We start from the raw sequence: 16,449 nt of genomic DNA on the forward strand, positions 1-16,449 counted from the left end.
GATGGCCCCGGAGCCGCCGAAGAGATCGAGCACCGCCAACCCTGCGAGGTGCTCGTCGGCGGGTTCGTCGGCGGTGCCAAACCAGCTTGCCAACGCGGAGAAGAGCGCTTCGCGAACGCGGTCGGTGGTGGGGCGGGTGCGGTCGCCTTTGGGTGTGGCGAGCCGGCGCCCTTTGGCGCTGCCCGCGATGATTCTGCTCATCCCTTCTCCAACCACTCGCCGGCGGCCACCTGCGCGGCCTGATCCAACAGGTCTGCCAGCAGCGGGTCGTCGCCCGCGCGGGGGTCGTCAACCACCCGCTCAGCCAGCACCTTCGCCTGTTGGATGAGTTCAACGTCGGCGATCCGCAAGATCTTCAGCGACGATCCGCCCGACTGCCCCACGCCCAGCACGTCACCCTCGCGCCGCAGCTCGAGGTCGACCTCCGCGAGGTGGAATCCGTCACGCGACCCCTCGACGGCCTCGAGGCGCGTGCGGGCCTGCTCATCCTCGTCTCGCAGTGGCGCCATGAGCAGACACAGCCCTTTGTGGGAGCCCCTTCCGATGCGCCCGCGAAGCTGGTGCAGTTGTGAGATACCGAAGCGATCCGCATCCAGTACCACCATCACCGACGCGTTGGGCACGTCGACGCCAACCTCCACGACGGTGGTCGCCACGATCACGTCTACCTCACCCGCTGAAAAGGCGCGCATCGTCTCGTCGCGTTCTGCCGTGGGTTGCTGACCGTGCACCATGCCGATGCGCAAACCTTCGAGCGGCCCAGATTCGAGCTTGGCGGCCAGCTCAGTCACGGACGCCAGCATGCGCTGCTCGTCGCCCTTGATGGACGTCTGTTCCGGGGTGATCGCAGGACAAACGACGAAGGCCTGCCGCCCGGCGGCAACCTCTTCCCGGATGCGTTCCCACGCGCGATCCACCCAGGCAGGGTGCCGCAGAGTGTTCACGAACACGGTCTGCACGTCCTCGCGGCCCCGTGGGAGCTGCCGCAGCTCGGAGACGGCGAGATCACCGAAAATCGTCATGGCGATCGAGCGAGGAATCGGGGTGGCGGTCATGACGAGCGTGTGCGGCTTGTGGGAGGCTTTCTTGCTCAATGCCGCACGCTGTTCGACGCCGAAGCGGTGCTGCTCGTCAATCACGACGAGCCCAAGGTCAAAGAACGTCACCGGGTTGGAGAACAACGCGTGCGTACCGACGACGATGCCCGCCTCGCCGGTGACGATACAGTTGAGCGCCTCGCGCTTCTCCGCCGTCGACATGGAGCCGGTGAGCAGCGTCACGTGCGTGCCTCGAGGCTGCGCCAGAGTGCGCCCCTCACCGAGCTCTCCGAGCATGGTCTTGATCGAGCCAAAATGCTGCTTGGCAAGCACCTCCGTGGGCGCGACGAGCACGGCCTGCCCACCGGCGTCGACCACCGCACACATAGCCCTGAGTGCGACGAGAGTCTTCCCAGAACCCACTTCCCCCTGCAGCAGTCGGTGCATCGGAGTGGAGCGCGCCAACTCGTCGAAGATGGTCTCCCCGACGCTACGCTGGTCGTCGGTGAGCGCAAAGGGCAGGCGTTCGTCGAGCGTATCGAGGAGCCCGCCGGCGGTGCGCGTGCGGGGCGAGGCAGCTTCCGAAGCCATGGTCGCACGACGGTGGGCCATCGCCAGCTGGATGCCGAACGCCTCGTCAAAGCGCAGTCGATCGATGCCTCGCCCCGCCTCGGCCACGTCGACGGGCTCATGCACGCTGCGCAGCGCCTCCTCGAAGGTTGGTTGCCCCGCTTCCTCGAGCACCCACTGCGGCAAGGTTTCGCCGTCGATGGTGGGCAGCAGCATCTGAATGGTCTCGGCCACCATCCAGGTTTGAAATGTCGATGTGGCCGGGTAGATGCCCACCATCGTCGCCCGCTGCGCCATCCGCCCCATCGCTTGGCGGTTGTCTTCCCCGGCTTGCTGTTTCGCTGAGCGCTTGCGGTCTTTCCTGCCGGTGATGCGGGCGCCGTCGAGCATGACGAAGTCGGGATGACTCAGCTGGAGCTGATCTCGAAACACGCTCACTTTGCCGGCGAACAACCCGCGGTCTCCCGGCCGGAGGAGGTTCTTCCAGTAATCTGCAAGAAATTGTGCCTTGGCGCCCGGCACGAACAGCGTGACGCTCAGCTCGCGCCCCGCTTCGTCTGCGATAGTGGCGACGACGCGCGTCTTGCGGCCGTACACGACGGAAGAATGCACCACTTTGGCGATGACGGCCACGTCCTCGCCCTCGCGCAGGTTCTGAAACGACGACATCTGCGTACCCGAGATGTACCGACGGGGCACGTGGCGCAGCAGGTCGTCGAGGGTGTGCAGCCCGATGGCGGCTAGCTTCTTCGCGGTGGCGGCCCCGACAACGTCGGGGAGGCTCCGCGCGAGTTCGCGGTAGATCGGGGTGCGGAACATAAGTGAAAGCCTACCGAGATACGAAACGAGGCGGTCTCGAGAGACCGCCTCGTTTATTACGCATTATGCAGCGTCACTTTGCCAGGATCTTGCCCGACTTGATGCACGCTGTGCAGGCGTTGATCTTCTTGGCACGCCCGCTGACGGACGCGCTCACCGGCTGGATGTTGGGGTTCCAGCGGCGCTTGGTCTTCTTCTTGGACCAAGGGACGTTGTGGCCAAAGCCGGGACCCTTGGCGCAGATGTCACACACGGCAGCCATCAGAATCTCCTTGATAGAACGGGGCGTTGCGCTCAGGCAACCGCACAAGCCTAACCTGAATTCGCTCGCCCGCACAAATCCGACCGTTATCCTCCACACGCAGCCGACACTGCCCGTGTTCCAAGAGTTTTCGGCAGGAGTGGAGGAAAACGGTCATTACCGTTAGCGCTTGCGACGCCGACGCTGGGGGCGGTCGCCGCCGTCTGCTGGTGCCTGGGAATCGGTGGGTTCCTCGAATTTGATGTAGCCCTGACCGTGGCAGTGCTCGCACTCCTCGGTGAACGCCTCGGCCAAGCCGGTGCCGATGCGCTTGCGCGTCATCTGCACGAGGCCGAGGCTCGTGACCTCCGCCACCTGGTGACGGGTGCGGTCGCGGCCGAGGCATTCAATGAGGCGTCGCAGCAGCAGCTCGCGGTTACTGGGGAGGACCATATCGATGAAGTCGACAACGATGATGCCGCCCAGGTCGCGTAGCCGCAGCTGGCGGACAATTTCCTCAGCAGCCTCGAGGTTGTTTGACGTCACCGTGGCCTCGAGGTTACCGCCCGAACCCGTGAAACGTCCGGTGTTCACGTCGATCACCGTCATGGCCTCGGTGCGATCGATCACGAGCGAGCCGCCCGAGGGAAGGAACACCTTGCGGTCAAGCGCCTTGGCGATCTGCTCGTCGATGCGGTGCACCGCGAAGACGTCCTTGCCATCCTCGCCCGGCTCGTAACGTCGCACACGATCCAGCAGGTTCGGAGCGACGTGCCCGACATACGCCGAGATGGCGTCGTAGGCGTCCTCGGGCCCGCCGTCGCCCTGAACCTGAATCTGCTCGAAGTCCTCGGTGAAAAGGTCGCGGATGATACGTAGCGTGAGATCGGGTTCGGTGTAGAGCGCGTGGGGCGCTCCCCCTTGTTTCGAGCGCTTCTCGATGACCTCCCACTGCGCTTTCAGTCGACTGATGTCACGCACCAAATCTTCTTCACCGACGCCCTCGGCCGCCGTGCGGACGATCACCGACTCCTCGTCGGAGATGTGGTTGTTAAGCACGTTGCGCAAGCGTGAACGCTCGGTGTCGGGCAGCTTGCGGGAGATGCCGGAGAGGTGGCCGCCCGGCGAATAGACGATGTAGCGGCCAGGCAGCGAGATGTGATGCGTGAGCCTGGCGCCCTTCTGCCCCACCGGGTCTTTCGTGACCTGCACGACGATGGTCTGCCCGGACTTGAGCACATTCTCAACCTTGCGGTCTTCGCCCGTCACGCCGAAGGACTCCCAGTCGACCTCACCCGCGTACAGCACAGCATTGCGTCCACGTCCGATGTCGATGAAGGCCGCCTCCATGCTCGGCAGCACGTTCTGGATCTTGCCAAGGTAGATATTGCCAATCAGCGACGACGCCGACGGGCGGTCGACGTAGTGCTCAACCAAAATGTCGTCCTCGAGCACGGCGAGCTGCGTGTACTCCTCGCCCTGTCGCACCACGAGCTTGCGGTTGACGGATTCACGTCTCGCGAGGAACTCGGCCTCGCTCAGGATGGGGGCGCGACGACGACCCGCGGCACGCGATTCCTTGCGACGTTGACGCTTGGCCTCCATCCGCGTGGAGCCTTCGATGCCAGTGACCTCATCGTCGCCCGAATCGGAGCTGCCGCCTCCTCCCCGGCGACGGCGACGCCTGCGACGGCGCGACGTGGCGTGCTCACCGTTGTCGCCGTTGTCTTCGTCGTCCTTGCTCTTCTCGTCGTCGGAGCCATCGTCGGACTGATCGCTCGACTTCTCCGCGTTGTCGTCGGAGTCGTCGTCGCTGTTGTCGTCGGAATCGTCATCGTTGTCGTCGTTGTCGCGGTTGTTGTTACCGCGACGACGGCGCCGGCCGCCGCGTCGACGACGGCGCCTCGACGGCTTGTCCTCCGACTGATTGTCGTCGCTCGAGTCGTTGTCTTGCGACTCGGACTCGTCGTTCTCGTCGTTCTCGTCGCTGGAGTCGGACTGTTGCGCCTTGTCGGCGGCATCCTCGTCGTCGGACTGGTCGTCCTCGTCATCGTCACCGCCAGCGATTGCCCCCGCAAGCTCGGCGAGCTGCTTGTCGCGGTCCTCGCTGCTCATGAACGGGTTGGCGACCACCTCGCGACGAGTCTGCGCCAGCTTCTCAGCCTCGGCCAGTTTGGCCGACACGTCGTCTTCCTCGTCGCTCTCTCCCGCAACCTCATCTTGGGTGGCCTCGGTGGACGACGTCAGCGTATCTTCGGCTGGGGCTTCACTCTTGGACGAGCGACTGCGACGACTCCGGCTGGGCTTCTCTTCCGCAGGAGCCTCCTCCGTCGGCACATCCGCCGCGGTTTCTTCCGCACGCTTGGAAGAGCTTCGACGGCGCGTCGGTTTATTCTCCTCGGCTGCGGGCTCCTCGGCAGACGCCGATTCCTGGGCGAGTGTTTCAGCCTGCTTCGGCGCGTCGCCGGTGACAACGACGGCCTCGTCTGCCGCGGCTGGCGCGGTCTTGCGGGTGGCGCGGCGCCTGGCGGGGCGCTTAGGTGCCTCCTCGCTCACTGCCGCGGCCGGCTGCGCTGCGTCGGATTCCACCTGCGCCGCGCTAGTTTGCGCCTCCGCAACGCTCACTTCCACTTTCGCCGGGGCGCCTGCCGGGCGCGAGGCGGCGCGTCGACGACGCGGGCGCGCGGATTCAGATGGCTCGTTAGATTCGGGTACGACCTCGTCGGTCATGGAGAAACTCCTTACGCGCTCGATGCGCGGACGGGCACAACCGTGTTGTGCCGAAAACCTATGATCCCCAGGCGCTACGTGGCAGTCGCGTGCATACCCATGTCGCGGTGCAGCCCAGTGCTTCCCGGTGGCGCCGGCGGCGCCTTGACCTGCAGCCATCTTCGCACACGAAACCAAAGATGTGCCACATCGACGCGACCCTCTCAGCGCTTTCGCGCATCTTCAGGGGCGCAGCGGGTCACCGATTTCACCGCCTGCGAGCGGGCCCTGGCAGATGCGTCGCAGCAACGGCTGCCCCACGAGAGCGGGCTCCAGCGAGCGCAGGGCGGTGACCACATCGTCGGGGCGAACCAGCGGCACGGTGTGCAGCAAGCGCATCGTCAGCAGCTGAGCATCGGTGGCGCAGTGCAGCACTGCGGCTCGCGCGTCGAAGGTGCGGGGGCCGTTCTTCGTCATGCGCTGCACCTCGTGACTGCCTTCAGTGAGGAACCGCGCGACGGCGCCCTCCAGCGTGGCCGAGTCGACATCGGGCAGCGATACCTCCCAGTCTGAGGCCTGCAGCAGGTCACCGAGTGAGTCCGGCACCGCATCAGCCGCGTCAATGACAACGAAACCGTTCGGCAGCGACGAGTTCAGCGCTTCCTGCACCTTCTCCGGCGAGCAGCGCTGGGCCAGCCCGAGCTCTACGTATTCCGCCTCAGACGCGGCAGAGGTGGGCGCGGCGTTGGCGTAGGAGATACGCGGGTGCGGGTTGAAGCCCGACGAGTATGCCATCGGCACATCGGCCCGGCGCAGCGCGCGCTCGAGTGCGCGGCCAAAATCACGATGCGACGTGAACCTCGCGGCACCGCGTTTAGCGTAGCGGAGGCGAAGTTTCTGCACCGGGGGTGGCTGTTGGGGAGGCTGCTTTCGCTTACTCACGGGGCATCACTCTACCGGGCGCGAGCGCCCCGGAAGATGCCCTGCGTCACAGGTGCGCGTTGATCGCTTCGACGAGTGCTTTTGATTCCACATTCTGCCAGTCGGGCCGCAGGGCCACCTTGCCGTCGGCGACGACAACCAGTTCCTCGTTGGAAACTGAGATAACGTGGCCCGACGGTAAGTCACCCACGACGCTCGCGATCTGCTCGGCAAGTTGCTCGGCTTTCACGCCGTCGGCGGGATGCACACTGAGCATGCGGTCCCCATCCTCAACCACCCCAACCTTTCCGTCTTCAACAATGGGCGCAAGTTGCTGCAGGGAAAGAAGGCCACCCGCATTGCGTACCTCACCTCCCCCATCAGACCACGTCCTAACGCTGATTGCGCAGCCCTTAGGCTGTGGCGCGTCGAACCACTCGCTCAGCTGGGGAGCCGGCCCGTGGGCGGCCATGTCGCAGCGTCCACTGTCCCACTTGACTTCCTGAGCGCCCCGACCGATTTCGTCGAACAGTGACGAGAAGGTCGCACCGTCGAAGGGAGGCTCACGGAATTGCTTGTACACATATAGGTCGAACGTACCTGTTCCGATGCGCTGCTGATACCGGAACTGCGTTACGCCCATGTCCAGATCCGCCACTCGCTCAAGCGCGCGTCGAACCACTCGTTGCGCCTCAGCCGGGCTCAGATCGTCACGTCCGTGCACCTTCGGGGCTGGCGCACTGGCCAACCCGCCTGCCGTGGCGTGGAACGTCACCTCGACGCGGTCCACGCCGTCGATGGCCCCCAGCTCCGAAACAAGCTGGGATTCCTGCCTGTCTTTATTCACGCCGCAACTCGCCAAAGCTAGAGCAGCCACAATGGCGACAATGCCTCGGATCACACGCATACAACTAGTATGGCGTCAGCTGAGGTCACGTTTCACGACGCTCAGTGGAATCAGAGTCTGCCCCGTCGGGCCGATCTGGATGTCCGTGCCCATCTGTGGGCACACGCCGCAGTCGTAGCAGGGCGTCCAGCGGCAGTCGTCGACGGGTTGCTCGTCGAGCGCTTCCTGCCAGTCCTCCCACAGCCAGTCGCGGTCGAGGCCGGAGTCGAGGTGATCCCACGGCAAGATTTCCTCATACTCGCGCTCGCGCGTGGTGAACCAATCGAGGTCAACACCGAACGGCGCGAGCTCTTCATTGGCGCACTGCACCCACCGCTCGTAGCTGAAGTGCTCGCTCCATCCATCGAACTGCCCGCCCTCACGCCACACGCGCTCGATGACCTTCCCGACGCGACGGTCACCACGGCTCAGCAGTCCTTCGACGATGCCCGGCTCGCCCTCGTGGTAGCGAAGCCCGATCGATTTGCCGTAGTGACGATTCTCGCGGATCTTGTCGCGCAGCGCGTGGAGCCGACGGTTCACCGTCTCCGCGCTCGCTTGCCCGGCCCATTGGAACGGGGTGTGCGGCTTCGGCACGAACCCGCCAATGGACACCGTGCAGCGGATGTCCTTCGTCCCGGACGCCTCCCGTCCGGTCTCGATCACTCTGGCCGCCATGTCCGCGATGGCGAGCACGTCGTCGTCGGTCTCCGTGGGCAGGCCGCACATGAAGTACAGCTTCACCTGCCGCCATCCGTTGCTGAACGCCGTAGCGACGGTGCTGATGAGGTCGTCCTCGGTGACCATCTTGTTGATGACTCTGCGCATCCGCTCCGAGCCACCCTCGGGCGCGAAGGTGAGCCCGGAGCGTCGGCCGTTGCGGCTGAGCTCGTTGGCGAGGTCGATGTTGAACGCGTCCACGCGGGTGCTGGGCAACGAGAGCGACACGTTGGTGCCCTCGTAGCGGTCGGCGAGCTGTTTGGTGACTTCGGCTATTTCCGAATGGTCTGCCGACGAGAGGCTGAGCAGGCCGATTTCCTCCAGTCCGGTGGCTTGCAGGCCACCGGACACCATCTCGCCGATGGTCTGGATATTGCGTTCGCGCACTGGGCGGGTAATCATGCCCGCCTGGCAGAACCGGCACCCTCGGGTGCAGCCGCGGAAAATCTCCACCGAGTAGCGCTCGTGCACTGTCTCTGCGAGCGGCACGATAGGTTTCTTCGGGTAGGGCCAGGCATCGAGATCCATGAGCGTGTGCTTGCGCACCTGGAAGGGCGCGGCCGGGCGATTCGGAGCAACGCGCATGATGCGGCCATCGTCCAAGTATTCGACGTCGTAGAAGCGCGGAATATAGAACGCACCCGTTTCGGCTAGCCGCTCCAGCAGCCCGTCTCGGCCTGCGGGGCACCCCTCCTGTTTCCATTCGCGCACGATGTCGGAGATGTGCAGCGACGCTTCTTCGCCGTCGCCGAGCACTGCCACGTCGATGAAGTCGGCGATGGGTTCCGGGTTGAAGGCCGCGTGCCCGCCCGCTACGACGATGGGATCCCCGTCGCCACGCTGGTCGGCGTGCAGCGGGATGCCTGCCAGGTCGAGCATGCTCAGCAGGTTGGTGTAGCCGAGTTCAGTGGAGAAGCTGAGCCCGAACACGTCGAAGTCACCGATGGCGCGGTGCGCGTCGAGGGTGAACTGGGGAATGCTCGCTTCCCGCATCCGAGTGGCCATGTCGGGCCACACGGAGTAGGTGCGTTCGGCCAGGATCCAGTCCTGCTCGTTGAGGATCTCGTAGAGGATGGCGACGCCCTGGTTGGGCTGCCCAACCTCGTAGGCATCGGGGTACGCGAGCGCCCAGCGCACGTCGACGGCGTCCCACTCCTTCACGACGGCGTTGAGCTCACCGCCCACGTATTGGATGGGCTTGGAGACCTGCGCGAGCAACGGCTCGAGCTCGGGGAACAGGGTCTGTCCTGGCATGGTGGCAGTCATAACGCGCCGATTGTAACTGCCGTATGGCGCGAGCCGGGAATCATCCGCGGGCACCTACCAGCGCGTTGCACGACTGAGCGCACACCAGACGACGAAAATGCCTCCAAAAAGGCGAAAATAGCGATCTGGCGTGCGCTCAGTCGCGGTCTGCGTTGGTGCCGTCAGCGTTGTGGGAACCAGAGCGCGATCTCGGAGGCTGCCGTGGCTTCCGAGTCGGAGGCGTGCACACCGTTTTCTCGCACGCTCGTGCCGAAGCGCTGCCGGATGGTGCCTTCTTCGGCCTTCGACGGGTCGGTGACGCCGTTCAACGCCCGCACCTTCTGGATGGCGTCGTCGCCGGAGAGGATCACAGCCACGAGCGGGCCGGAGGTCATGAACTCGCGCAGCGGCGGGTAGTAATCGCGCTCCAGGTGCTCGGCGTAGTGCCTGTCGGAGAAGGCTCCGTCGATGGTGCGCAGCTCCATGGCTTCGACGGTGAGCCCTGCATCCTCGTAGGTGGTGAGGATGTGGCCGACATGTCCAGCGGCCACCGCGTCGGGCTTAATGATGACGAATGTCTCGTTCACTGGGCTTCCTTCTTTGCTTCGATTCGTTTGCCGAGTACGTATGAGGTTATCCACAGCAGGGCGAAGATCGCACCCATCACGTACATCCACCACGTGAGGAGCCCCAGCAGCAGGAGGCCCGCCTGCCCGGCCCACCCGACGGGGTACCCCCACGGTTTCTTGATTCCGCCCGCCGCGGCGACGAGCAGCAGCGTCTCCGCCGTACACGCCGCCAACGCCACGCTCACGTCCGCTCCAGCTACTTGCAGCATGCCGGGAAACGAGAGCCACGCGACGATGAGCTCGAAGACGAGCAGGGCCCGCATCGAAGCGTTCATGGGGTTGGTGGGATCAAGCCTCATCGGTGGCATCCTTCGCTAGGAGCGCGCGGGCTTCTCCCGCCGCGATCACGGAGCCCGCGACGAGGATGCCGGCGTGCTCGGACAGCGTGTCAGCGAGCATCACCGCGGTGTCGAGCGCTTCAGCCATGGTTGCCGACTGGTGGATGGCGCCTTCGGGGAAGAACTCGCGTGCTTCTTCGGCGAGCTCAGCAATCTCACGTGCTCGCGGTGAGGTTTGCACCTTGGTGATGACGATGATGTCCATGATCTCCGAGAAGATGCGCAGCACTTCTCGGGAATCCTTATCTTGCATCATCGCGACCACGCCGATGGTCGGCTGGAAGGTGAATGCTTCGCTGAATCCCTTCGCGGTGGCGAGAGCCGCCTGCGGGTTGTGGGCAGTGTCGATGACGATGGGCGGCGAGGTGCGCACACGTTCGAGCCGTGCAGGCGCTTCCACTTGGGCGAGCCCCTCCACGATGATCTCCGGGTGCAGCGGTTTGCCGCCCAGGAACGCTTCCACGGCCGCGACCGCCAGCGCCGCGTTGCGCGCCATGTGCTCACCGAACAACGGGAGGAACACGTCGCCGACGGGGCCTCCCTCCGTCGCGATGCGCAGCAGCTGTCCGCCGATGGCTGCCTGGCGGTCGATGAGCCCGAAGTCGGGGCCCTCGGCCTTCACACGGGCCCCCACCTCGACGGCGCGCTCCAGTAGCACGGCTGCTGCCGCCGGGTCTTGCCCCGCGAGCACCGCCGTCGCCCCTTCCTTGATGATGCCGGCCTTCTCTCCTGCGACTTCCTGGATGGTCGAGCCGAGGATGTGCGTGTGGTCAAGCCCGACGGGGCAGATGACGGCCACCTGCGGATCAGCGACGCTGGTGGCGTCCCAACGCCCCCCGAGCCCGACCTCCATCACGGCCACGTCGACGGGCGCGTCAGCGAATGCGGCATAGGCGAGGCCGGTGACCACTTCAAAGAAGGTCATTGCCACGCCGTCGTGGCGCTCACCGTCCACCATGCGCACGTAGGGCTCGATGTCTTCCCACACCGCAACGAAGCCCTCCGGCGAGATGGGCACGCCATCGATGCAGATGCGTTCCCGCACGTCCGTGAGGTGTGGCGACGAGAACCGCCCCGTGCGCAGCCCGCTGGCGCGCAGGAGCGCGTCGATCATAATCGCCGTCGAGCCCTTGCCATTGGTGCCCGCAACCTGGATGACAGGGACCGCGCGCTGCGGTTCTCCCAGGAGGTCCATGAGCGCAGCGATACGCTTCAGGCTGGGCGCCACCCGGTGTTCGGGCCAGCGGGCGGTGAGTTGAGCGGTGAGCTCGCGGTACGTCTCGTGCATGATGCCTTGATCGTATGCCCTGACACCTGGAAGTGCCCACTTTCGAGGCACACGGTCACAGGCGGCGATATCGAAGGGTCGAACACGAGGCAAGCTCCACTACACTGCAACTCGAGTGATACGGAACAAAACGGCATCGCGAGTCGTTGCGTTTCATTGAACCCTGAATCAGGATTGCTTGGAGAGACACCACGATGGCGAATAACCAAAATCTCAGCCGCCGCGCCATGCTGCGCCAGCAGCAGGAACTCGAACAGCAGCGACGCCGCAGGAACCGAGTTATCGGCATCGGCGCCGGCATCGTGGCGTTGGCACTCATTGTCGTGATTGCGGTGGTGGCCATCCCACCGATCCTGAACAACCGGGGCATCGAGGTGACGAAGGATCAGAAGACACCCCCGAACGCCACCGCGGCGGGCGGCATCATGCAAGATGGCAAGATGCCCACCGATGGGGTGCCCAACGTGATCGTGTACACCGATTTCCAGTGCCCGTACTGCGCGGAATACGAAGCCACCTATGGCCCGGCATTCGCCGAGCTTGTTGAGCAGGGCAAGATCACCGTTGAACACCGCACCGCGTATTTCTTGGATGGCGACAAGCCTGGGGCGTCGCACCGCGCCGCGATCGCTGCGGCGACGGCCGACGCCTTCGGGAAGTACCGACAGTACGCGGATGTGCTGTTCCAGAACCAGAACTCGCATTTCCCCGAGAAAGATCTGCGTGAAACCTTCGCGAAGCAGGCAGGCATCGAGGGCGAGGATTTGAAGCAGTTCCAGGAATTACTGCGCACGCGGGCGTACCAGGACTTCACGAAGAAGGCGCACGACGACTTCCTGAACTCCGGCGCCACCGGCACGCCCACCTACGTGGTGAACGGTCAAAGATTGGTATTCGGCGACCCTGAGACCAAGCAGCGGTTTATCCAGCCCGACGCCGCGTCGCTCCTGGACGCCATCACCAAGGCACAGGAGGGCACGGAGGCCCCCACCCACAGGCCACTCGGCGAAGAAGAGTAACTACACCGCCCGTTGAGAGCCCGTCCGCCACCTTGGCTGCGGGCTCTCGAGCGCGTTCACGGTTGAGCGAAACTGCGTGGCTCGGGGCTTGCCACTAAGATCGCTGGCATGACCGAACTGCAATCCCGCATCCCCGACAAGCCGTCCCTCGAAGGCCTCGAGGAGAAGTGGGGCAAGGTGTGGAGCGACGAAGCCACGTACGCATTCCGTCGCCCGGCCTCCCGCGAAGCCGTGTTCTCCATCGACACCCCGCCGCCCACCGTCTCCGGCTCGCTGCACGTAGGTCACGTATTCAGCTACACCCACACCGACGTTGTGGCGCGCTACCAGCGCATGCGCGGCAAGGAAGTGTTCTACCCGATGGGTTGGGACGATAACGGTCTGCCCACCGAGCGCCGCGTGCAGAACTACTACGGCGTGCGCTGCGATCCGTCGCTGCCCTACGACCCCGATTTCCAGCCTCCCACCAAACCTGACCCGAAGCGCCAGGTGGCGGTGTCTCGTCGCAACTTCATCGAGCTGTGTGAGGAACTGACGGCCATCGACGAGCAGGTCTTCGAGGCGCTGTGGCGCCGGCTCGGGCTGTCGGTGGACTGGGATCTGCTCTACACGACAATCGGGCGCGACACCCAGGGCATCGCCCAGAAGGCCTTCCTGCGCAACCTATCCCGCGGCGAGGCGTACCTGAACCACGCGCCGACGCTGTGGGACGTGACGTTCCAGACCGCCGTCGCGCAGGCCGAGCTCGAAGCCCGCGACTACCCCGGCGCCTACCACCGCGTCGCCTTCACGAAGGCCGACGGCTCCCCCGTCTTTATCGAAACCACCCGCCCCGAGCTGCTGGTGAGCGTGTGTGCACTCATCGCACACCCCGACGACGAGCGTTACCAGGACCTGTTTGGGCAGACGGTGACGTCGCCGGTGTTCGGCGTGGAGATTCCCGTGCTCGCCCACCGCGACGCGGAGCCCGACAAAGGCGCCGGTATCGCCATGTGCTGCACCTTCGGTGATCTCACCGACGTCACCTGGTGGCGCGAGCTCAACCTCCCCACTCGCACGGTGATTGGCCGCGACGGCCGCTTCGCGCGCGAGACGCCCGAGTGGGTCATCAACACCGAGCCCTACGAGCAGCTCGCCGGCAAGACGGTGTTCTCCGCCCGCGAGGCCACCGTCGCGATGCTGCGCGAGAGCGGTGCGATGACCGAGGAACCGAAGGCCACCACCCGTAAGGCGAACTTCTTCGAGAAGGGCGACAAACCGCTCGAGATCGTCGCCACGAGGCAGTGGTACATCTCCAACGGTGGCCGCGACGACGAACTCAAGGCCAAGCTGCGTGCCCGCGGCGAGGAGCTGCAGTGGGTGCCGGAACACATGCGCCACCGCTACGACAACTGGGTGGAGGGCTTGAACGGCGACTGGCTGATCTCCCGTCAGCGCTTCTTCGGCGTACCGTTCCCCGTCTGGTACCCGCTCGACGCCGAGGGCGAGCCCGACTACGACCACCCAATCGTGCCCGATGAGGCCGAGCTCCCCGTCGATCCGATGTCGCAGGCACCCGCTAGCTACGACGAATCCCAACGCGGTCAGGCAAGTGGTTTCATAGCGGACCCGGATGTGATGGACACGTGGGCGACGTCGTCGCTCACCCCCGAACTCGCCTGCGGCTGGCAGCGCGACGAGGAGTTGTTCAACCTCACGTTCCCGATGGACGTAGCCCCGCAGGCCCATGACATCATCCGCACGTGGCTGTTCTCCCGCGTCGTGCGTTCCCACTTCGAGTTCGACTCACTGCCGTGGAAGCGCGCCACGATCTCGGGCTTCGTGGTCGACCCCGACCGCAAGAAGATGTCGAAGTCGAAGGGCAATGTGGTGGTGCCCACCGAGATCCTCGACAGGTTCGGCTCCGACGCGGTGCGCTGGCGTGCGGCGATGGCGCGCCCGGGGCTCGACTCCCCCTTCGATGAATCGCAGATGAAGGTGGGCCGCCGCCTAGCGACCAAGGTGCTAAACGCATCGAAGTTCGCGCTGTCCCGAGCGGAGGGCGAGTTCACCGTCGATGAGGTCACCAACCCGCTCGACCGCGCGATGCTCGCTTCGCTGCGTGAAGTGGTTGCGCAGGCCACCCAGGCGTTCGACGCGTACGACTACACGTCGGCGCTCGAGGCTGCGGAACAGTTCTTCTGGGCGTTCTGCGACGACTACATCGAGCTCGTGAAGGAGCGTGCGTACTCCGACGGCGAGGGTTCGCGTTCCGCGAAGGCTGCGTTGCAGCTTGCTCTCGACGTGCAGCTGCGCCTGCTGGCCCCGTTCTTGCCGTACGTGACGGAGGAGGCGTGGAGCTGGTTCCGCGACGGGTCCATTCACCGCTCGGTGTGGCCCACCGTCGAGGAATTGCCGGAGGCAGACACCGAGCTCATGGACGACGTGGCCTCGGCGCTGATCGCGGTGCGTGGCGCGAAGTCGAATGCGAAGGTGTCGATGCGCACGGAGGTGGTGAAGGCCGCGTTCAGTGGCCCCGCCGACGTGCTGGAGCGCCTGCGCGCCATCGAAAGCGACCTGCGCGCCGTCGGGCGCATCGTCGGTGAGGTGACGTGGACCGACGGGGGCGACGAGCTCAGCGTCGACGTGCAACTCGCCGCGCAGCAGTGACGACCTTGCGTCGCATGCGCCGCCGGGCGCAGCACATGATGGCCAGCTTCTGGTTCATCCCCGCGATGTGCGTGCTGGTGGCCATCGTCTCCGCGGAGACGCTCGTTGCCGTTGACCATTGGCTGCGCGCCCATGAGCCCGCGTGGTGGGCCAGTTCGGCGCTTGCTTTTGGTGTCGACGGCTCACGCGGACTGCTTACCGCGATCGGCGGCGGCACCTTCGGCGCGGCCGCGACAGCATTCTCCATCACCATTTCGGTGATCGTCACCGCATCCACCAGCTACGGGCCCAGGCTCGTCGGCAACTTCATGGCCGACCGTCGCAATCAGCTCACCCTGGGCATCCTCGTATCCACGTTCGTCTACACCATCCTCGTCTCCCGCTGGCTGCGTTCCGGCAGCGACGACGGCAACACGTTCGTGCCCCGGCTAGCTGTGCTGGTCGCGCTGATGCTGGGCGTGGTCAATGTCTTCCTGCTCATCTCGTTTCTGCATCACATGGCGGCCTCGACGCGGGTGAGCGCCATGACCGACGCCGCGGTACGTCGGCTCGACACCGTGATCGAAACCGAATTGCGCCGGCATGCTGACACAGACTGTGACACCACGCGTCCGGTGGGAGGGCACGTCGTCCTCGCGGAGCGCGGGGGCTACGTCGGCGCGGTGGACCTGGACACGCTGGTATCTTGTGCCCGCGACGAGCACGTGTGGGTGGTGTTGGAAGCGGCCATCGGCGACAGGGTCTACCCAGGTGGCGTGATCGCGCGCATTTCCCATGCTTCGCAGGCAGGCGCAGACGCCGTCCGGGCGGCACTGGATCTCGATTCCAGCCGCCAGTCCGACGCGGACGTGCACCGGGCACTGGGCGATGTGATCGAAGTAGCCGTCAGGGCTCTGTCGCCCGGCACCAACGACCCAGCGACGGCGGTGAATGCTATCGACGAGCTCACATCGGCGTTCGTCGAACTGGTGCGCGCCCCGCTGCTTCACGGCGCGATCCGCGAGGAGGACGGGGCCGTGCACGTGTTCTGGCGCCCTCCATCCCACAAGGAGCTCATCGACGCACCGTTCCTCCAGCTCGATCCTTACCTATCGGCTGACCACACGGTCTACGGCGCGCTCGTGCAGATGGCGTGGCAGATCGAGGGTGCTAACCAGCACCCCGAGCTGGCAGGACACGCCCGCGGGCACGCCACCCGTCTCATGCGGGACGCGAAATCGAAGCTCAACGACCGGCAGTTCCAGGCGCTCACCGCCATCGACGAGCGGGCACGCGAGTTGTACAATCTCGTGGTGGAGTCCAGGGCACAAGACGCGCCACAGGATTCACAGTAGGCGCTACAACCGAACCCGCCCCACTTGTCGGGAGCCTAGAGTGC

The 16,449-nt window shown here is 65.2% G+C and carries 13 protein-coding genes; 3 read left to right on the forward strand and 10 right to left on the reverse strand.

Translation table 11 applies throughout. From position 1 onward, the window contains the following. The 10 genes from Q0X61_RS01235 to Q0X61_RS01280 form a co-directional block, all read right to left on the reverse strand. On the reverse strand, positions 1 to 201 hold a 201-nt coding region (locus tag Q0X61_RS01235; RefSeq protein WP_297739553.1), incomplete at its 3' end, for an RsmD family RNA methyltransferase. Beyond that, entirely contained in the window at positions 198 to 2,426 is a 2,229-nt protein-coding gene (locus tag Q0X61_RS01240) for an ATP-dependent DNA helicase RecG (protein ID WP_297739555.1), read from the reverse strand. The genes Q0X61_RS01235 and Q0X61_RS01240, both read right to left, overlap by 4 nt. A gap of 73 nt (positions 2,427 to 2,499) precedes the next feature. Further along, positions 2,500 to 2,688: a 50S ribosomal protein L28 gene (rpmB, locus tag Q0X61_RS01245; RefSeq protein WP_108871559.1), complete on the reverse strand. Its 189-nt coding sequence runs from the start codon at positions 2,686 to 2,688 to the stop codon at positions 2,500 to 2,502. A gap of 162 nt (positions 2,689 to 2,850) precedes the next feature. Continuing rightward, complete coding sequence (locus tag Q0X61_RS01250; RefSeq protein WP_297739559.1) at positions 2,851 to 5,397, reverse strand: Rne/Rng family ribonuclease; 2,547 nt, start codon at positions 5,395 to 5,397, stop codon at positions 2,851 to 2,853. Between the two features lie 222 nt (positions 5,398 to 5,619). After that, the gene (locus Q0X61_RS01255) at positions 5,620 to 6,318 is read right to left on the reverse strand and encodes a TIGR03936 family radical SAM-associated protein (protein WP_297739561.1); all 699 of its coding nucleotides are present in this window, start codon (positions 6,316 to 6,318) and stop codon (positions 5,620 to 5,622) included. 46 nt (positions 6,319 to 6,364) lie between these two features. Further along, entirely contained in the window at positions 6,365 to 7,144 is a 780-nt protein-coding gene (locus Q0X61_RS01260) for a hypothetical protein (RefSeq protein WP_297739563.1), read from the reverse strand. A gap of 75 nt (positions 7,145 to 7,219) precedes the next feature. Continuing rightward, a complete protein-coding gene (locus Q0X61_RS01265) occupies positions 7,220 to 9,157 on the reverse strand; it encodes a TIGR03960 family B12-binding radical SAM protein (protein WP_297739681.1) in 1,938 nt (645 codons plus the stop codon). A 173-nt stretch (positions 9,158 to 9,330) separates the two neighbouring features. After that, positions 9,331 to 9,735, reverse strand: a complete 405-nt coding sequence (gene ndk, locus Q0X61_RS01270) for a nucleoside-diphosphate kinase (RefSeq protein WP_297739564.1) — start codon at positions 9,733 to 9,735, stop codon at positions 9,331 to 9,333. Next, positions 9,732 to 10,076, reverse strand: coding sequence for a DUF4233 domain-containing protein (locus Q0X61_RS01275; protein WP_297739566.1), 345 nt, complete (start codon positions 10,074 to 10,076; stop codon positions 9,732 to 9,734). Before Q0X61_RS01275 ends, ndk begins: the two co-directional genes overlap by 4 nt. After that, the gene (locus Q0X61_RS01280) at positions 10,066 to 11,403 is read right to left on the reverse strand and encodes a folylpolyglutamate synthase/dihydrofolate synthase family protein (RefSeq protein ID WP_297739568.1); all 1,338 of its coding nucleotides are present in this window, start codon (positions 11,401 to 11,403) and stop codon (positions 10,066 to 10,068) included. The genes Q0X61_RS01275 and Q0X61_RS01280 overlap by 11 nt, the downstream gene beginning before the upstream one ends. Positions 11,404 to 11,597: 194 nt before the next feature. Here Q0X61_RS01280 and Q0X61_RS01285 point away from each other — a divergent pair, with 194 nt between their 5' ends. From Q0X61_RS01285 to Q0X61_RS01295, 3 genes are all read left to right on the forward strand, one after another. Next, positions 11,598 to 12,422, forward strand: a complete 825-nt coding sequence (locus Q0X61_RS01285; protein WP_297739570.1) for a thioredoxin domain-containing protein — start codon at positions 11,598 to 11,600, stop codon at positions 12,420 to 12,422. 108 nt (positions 12,423 to 12,530) lie between these two features. Further along, a complete protein-coding gene (gene valS, locus Q0X61_RS01290) occupies positions 12,531 to 15,071 on the forward strand; it encodes a valine--tRNA ligase (RefSeq protein WP_297739572.1) in 2,541 nt (846 codons plus the stop codon). After that, entirely contained in the window at positions 15,068 to 16,405 is a 1,338-nt protein-coding gene (locus Q0X61_RS01295) for a DUF2254 domain-containing protein (protein WP_297739573.1), read from the forward strand. The genes valS and Q0X61_RS01295 overlap by 4 nt, the downstream gene beginning before the upstream one ends. Positions 16,406 to 16,449: the final 44 nt, after the last annotated feature.

It is taken from the genome of uncultured Tessaracoccus sp., from assembly GCF_947255005.1.
Lineage (GTDB): Bacteria > Actinomycetota > Actinomycetes > Propionibacteriales > Propionibacteriaceae > Arachnia.

Excerpts from the sequence above, each read along its gene's own strand:
- Q0X61_RS01275 (WP_297739566.1), bottom strand. The coding sequence starts at position 10,076 with ATGAGGCTTGATCCCACCAACCCCATGAACGCTTCGATGCGGGCCCTG.
- Q0X61_RS01285 (WP_297739570.1), top strand. The coding sequence starts at position 11,598 with ATGGCGAATAACCAAAATCTCAGCCGCCGCGCCATGCTGCGCCAGCAG.
- Q0X61_RS01240 (WP_297739555.1), bottom strand. The coding sequence starts at position 2,426 with ATGTTCCGCACCCCGATCTACCGCGAACTCGCGCGGAGCCTCCCCGAC.
- Q0X61_RS01250 (WP_297739559.1), bottom strand. The coding sequence starts at position 5,397 with ATGACCGACGAGGTCGTACCCGAATCTAACGAGCCATCTGAATCCGCG.
- rpmB (WP_108871559.1), bottom strand. The coding sequence starts at position 2,688 with ATGGCTGCCGTGTGTGACATCTGCGCCAAGGGTCCCGGCTTTGGCCAC.
- valS (WP_297739572.1), top strand. The coding sequence starts at position 12,531 with ATGACCGAACTGCAATCCCGCATCCCCGACAAGCCGTCCCTCGAAGGC.
- Q0X61_RS01265 (WP_297739681.1), bottom strand. The coding sequence starts at position 9,157 with ATGCCAGGACAGACCCTGTTCCCCGAGCTCGAGCCGTTGCTCGCGCAG.
- Q0X61_RS01280 (WP_297739568.1), bottom strand. The coding sequence starts at position 11,403 with ATGCACGAGACGTACCGCGAGCTCACCGCTCAACTCACCGCCCGCTGG.